This window comes from Alcanivorax sp. HI0044 (genome assembly GCF_001634945.1).
In genome coordinates, this window is record NZ_LWEZ01001279.1 from 1 (window position 1) to 4,051 (window position 4,051).

3 protein-coding genes and 1 tRNA gene are annotated in these 4,051 nt (G+C 58.3%); 3 read left to right on the forward strand and 1 reads right to left on the reverse strand.

Going from position 1 to position 4,051, the window contains the following annotated elements; translation table 11 throughout:
* From A3730_RS31845 to A3730_RS18445, 3 genes are all read left to right on the forward strand, one after another.
* Nucleotides 1-646: hypothetical protein (locus tag A3730_RS31845; RefSeq protein WP_063538647.1), on the forward strand; the 646-nt coding region annotated here is incomplete at its 5' end.
* A gap of 96 nt (nucleotides 647-742) precedes the next feature.
* Nucleotides 743-1,435: a hypothetical protein gene (locus tag A3730_RS18440; protein WP_063520368.1), complete on the forward strand. Its 693-nt coding sequence runs from the start codon at nucleotides 743-745 to the stop codon at nucleotides 1,433-1,435.
* Nucleotides 1,436-1,489: 54 nt separating this feature from the next.
* Nucleotides 1,490-1,574: transfer RNA gene (locus tag A3730_RS18445), tRNA-Leu, on the forward strand.
* A 139-nt stretch (nucleotides 1,575-1,713) separates the two neighbouring features.
* Here the strand turns inward: A3730_RS18445 and A3730_RS18450 are convergent.
* The gene (locus A3730_RS18450; protein WP_231883995.1) at nucleotides 1,714-3,939 is read right to left on the reverse strand and encodes a TonB-dependent receptor; all 2,226 of its coding nucleotides are present in this window, start codon (nucleotides 3,937-3,939) and stop codon (nucleotides 1,714-1,716) included.
* Nucleotides 3,940-4,051 lie beyond the last annotated feature (112 nt).

A 4,051-nucleotide genomic window follows, 5' to 3' on the forward strand; every position in this document is an offset into this window, starting at 1 on the left:
TGTTCTGGGTGTCTGGTTTAGCAAGCAGGTCTCCGGGTTGCAGGCGCAGCTGGATAACCGGTTGACGGAATCCAGTGAAAAAATGGGCAACCTTCAATCCCGTTTGTCGGCGACCGATGAAAGCCTCAACCAGTCCTCCGGCAAACTGCTGGATACGGTTCAGACCCACGGCAAGAAGCTGGAAGCGAATGAAGATGAAATCCGCAAATTGTGGGATCTGAGCAACAAGCGCAATAAAGCTGCCATCGCCGAGCAGAAAAAGGCTCTGAGCGCCCTGTCCTCCTCGGTCACCGAGGTCAAAAAAGGCCAGGCGGGTGTGGACGGTAAATTAAAAAATATCAGCAGCGATGCCGCGGCCCTCAAAAAACAGGTGGAAAGCGCGGTGGCTGCGGTGAACAAAAGCAGCGACCAATGGCAGAGCCAGATCGGGCAAATGCAGACACGGGTGGAAGTGCTGGTGGACAGCATCAAGCAGCTTGAGCGTCAGCAAGCCAGCCTGAAAAGCGGTCTGGACAAGGTGGAAAAAGCCCAGGGCAAGATTTCGACACTGGACGCCCGGGTTGACGACGTTGAAGCCGCAGTGGCAGCGTTTGATGCTTATCGTCTGCAGGTCAATAGCCGTCTGGATTCACTGGAAGGCCGTTGATTGTATGACCGGCAGTAGCTGGCGTTCTCCGGGGGGAGAGGCCGGCTCACTGGCAGATTGAGTGAAATAAACAATAATCAAAAAGAGCGTTTTGCCATGGCAAAGATGCCGCATACCCCGTTGTCGGAAAGTAAAGCAAACCGTTTACAGGGCCTTAATCAGGACGTGTTGGCGGTTGCGCCGCCGGCCCCGTTACCGGATACCGAATCTGCACCGTTTATTTCTGCACCACGGCAGAGGCCAGTCGGCATGTCAGAAGGCGGGCGCTCCAGGCTGCTTTGGCTGTCACTGGGGCTCGCCCTGGTGGCCACATCGCTGGCGGTGGTGTTGTGGTTGGAGCAGCGGTCCAGCAGCCGTGAGCTGAGTGAATTACGTCAACAGTATTATCAACTGGCCGCTGATCTGGCAGAACAGAAATCGGCTCGTCCGGTGGCTGTTCAGCCTGCGGGGGGAGCCGCGGATGTGGCAGCGTCAGTGCGTGATGATTTGCGTCAGCTGAGCGCAAAGGTGCGCGGGCTTACTGTGGCGGTGGCCAAGCTGAATAGCACGGATAACGGGGAGACGACGGTGGCGCTGGAAAAGCGCCTCAACGGTTTGAGTGCCAGCGTCAAGGCGCTGTCTTCTCGCGTTGCCTCACTGGATAGCTGGCCCCGGGCGCAGCCGGTGGCGCAATCCGCACCGCAATCCGCACCACAATCGGATAATTCCCGGCTGAACACTCTGCAAAACCGGGTCAGCAAAATCGATCAGGATCTGCAGGCGCTCTACCGTATTCTGCAAGGCGGTTAACCGGTTGGCGGGGGCTGGTAATTAGCCGATAGCCTGCTAGAATAGCCGCCCACTGCGCCAGTGGTGGAATTGGTAGACACGCCAGATTTAGGTTCTGGTGCCGAGAGGTGTGAAGGTTCAAGTCCTTCCTGGCGCACCATCACAAAGAAAGGCCGCAACAGTTTCCTGTTGCGGCCTTTTGCGTTTTTGCCCCTGAAAAAATGTGATCACTTGCAGCAACGCTGCCAGCGGCTCCGCCATCGGGCTGGGAGAGCCGCTGGTCTTCTGGTGCTCAATCATTAGAAGTTGTAGCGAACATCCATGTTGATGGAGCGGCCCGGTTCCAGCAGTGGCGCCACCGTGGGGAACTCCTGGCCATAGCTGGCGCGATCGGTGTATTCCTCGTTATTCAGGTTGTCCACGGACAGGCGCAGTGACAGGGCATCGATCGGGGTGTAGTTCACGTACACGTCGACTACGGTGTAGCTGTCCTGTTTTTCCCCAAGCCCACGTGACTCCAGGTCATCATTCTCCAGAGCGATTTCCGTGGTCAGGCCCAGGGCCCACTGCGTATTCGGCCAGTAGAGCTCGCCGCTGATGGCCACCTGTTCACCCAAAGGCACGGTGAAATAGTTGCCGTCGTAGGAGGTGGCGAATTCGTCATCCATCTTCGATTCGATATCGGCATAGGTAACAGAAAGTCGGCCAAGATCGGCACGGTAACCAACGGTGGTGTCGAAGCCGTTGATATCAAAGTCGGAGAACAGGTCCGGGCCACCACGATAAGTGGGAACACGGGCATCGCGCAGGCCGGTTTCGAACTGATTTGCTTCGAAGAAGAAACCGTTCCAGTTAGCCTTGAAACCCACGGTGTGGTTGTGGGACTGCACCGGTTTCATGTCGTTATAGACCCAGGCGCCGTTGAGAATAAAGTTCTCGGCCAGCGCAGTCCCGCCCCAGACATCGGCGTAACCGGCATTAATGGCAAAGTGTTCGTTGAAATGAAATTCGGCGAAGACGTTGCTGCTGGTGCCTTCGTCTTCATGGCTGGAATCATCGGTGCCGGTGAAATCCTGCTGGTCATAACGCAGGCCGTAGGACAGGTCCAGGCGCTGGAACAGCGTTTGGCGGAATTGCACGAAGGCGCCGGTGTTTTCGGCTTTTTCTTCCAGATCCGGGTCTCCGGCGAACTGGAATACGGCGCTGTCATCGTAGTAGTCCATACCGGCGGTGATATCCACGAAGCCGGTGTGGAAGGTGTTTTTGGCGGTGGCCGAGACGCTCTCGGTGATGCCGGTGTATTCCACGGTGGTGTTGGGGGCGGCCAGCGGATTTTCGCTGGTGACCAGCTCGGTCTCGTTATTGGCGACAGTCACTTCCGGGTTCCACAAGCCACTGCCTTTCAAGCGGCTGTAACCGAGCACGGTGTTTTGGCGGGTCAGGTCATAGTTGCGTGATGCCGGTACTGGCCGCCCGGCGGTGAGGCCGGAAAAATTGGCTCGATAGGGGCGCTCGGAATCGTCGTTGACCACTTCGTGGCTCAGTTCGATTCGCCCGACGTCGGCATTCTCGTAGGCCAGCTTGGCCAGGCCGCTGAGCAGCCCGGGCTCGGTGTAGGGCACGTTATCGCCGTTGGCATCTTCGTAGTGATTGCCCTCTACCTGCTTCACATAACCCAGCGCTTCGAAACCGTTACTGCGACCGAACAGGGAGCCGGCAGTGGTGACGGCATCGCCATTGGAGGCATAGCGGCCGTTCAGGAAGCCACCCAGGTTATCACCAGGGGCGAGCATATCGGCCACATCCACGGTTTCGTATTTCAGCGCGCCGCCCAGTGCGCCGGGGCCGTCATCGGCAGAGGCTACGCCGGCGGCGGCACTGGCGGACTTCAGAAGAGAAGGGTCGATCAGGTTGGTGGCGTTGTGGTGGAACACCTTGTTGTTCTGCCGGGCGCCATCCACGGTGACCAGCATGGCGGTTTCTTCCACACCGCGCACATAGACCTTTTCGTTGACCGGTATGGAGCCGCCCACAGAAACGGAGGCCTCGTTCTTGAACAGGTCCTTGGTGTCCTGGGGTTGTGCCCGTGAAATATCGCTGTAGTCATAGCTGACGATGTTCTGCAGATTGTCGCCGCGGGCGGCGCTGACTTTGACAGGTTCCAGGGTGGATGCTCGGGTGTTGGCTTTGGCCAGGGCAAACGATCCATCCGGCTGTGCCTTTGCCACCAGGCCGGTGCCGGCGAGGATCCGGCTCAGGCCCTGTGCGGGGGTGTAGCTGCCTTGCAGGCCCTGGCTCTGCTGGCCTGCGGCAAGCTGGATGTCACCGGCAATCAGAGTGCCGGAGGCAGTGGCAAAGCGGGCCAGCACAGTATTGAGCGGCCCCGCCGCGATATTGTATTGCTGCTGGCCGGTTTCTGCCTGGGCAGGAAGAGCCAGGGTCAGGGTGAGGGGAAAGGTCAGGCCCATGGCAAGGCGCAATGTCATTGCCCGCAATACGGGTCGGGAAGGTTGGTAACGGCTCACGGTCACTCCAGTGTTGTCAGGATTGTGGTGCCCCTTTTTGGTGGGGCTTACTGACATATCGAATAGCGCCCTGCAAAGCGGAAAAGTTTTTTCGATTTTTTTGCTCAGGGGG

Bases quoted from the DNA above. Each gene is read 5' to 3' on its own strand.
- A3730_RS18440 (WP_063520368.1), top strand. From the start codon at position 743: ATGGCAAAGATGCCGCATACCCCGTTGTCGGAAAGTAAAGCAAACCGT.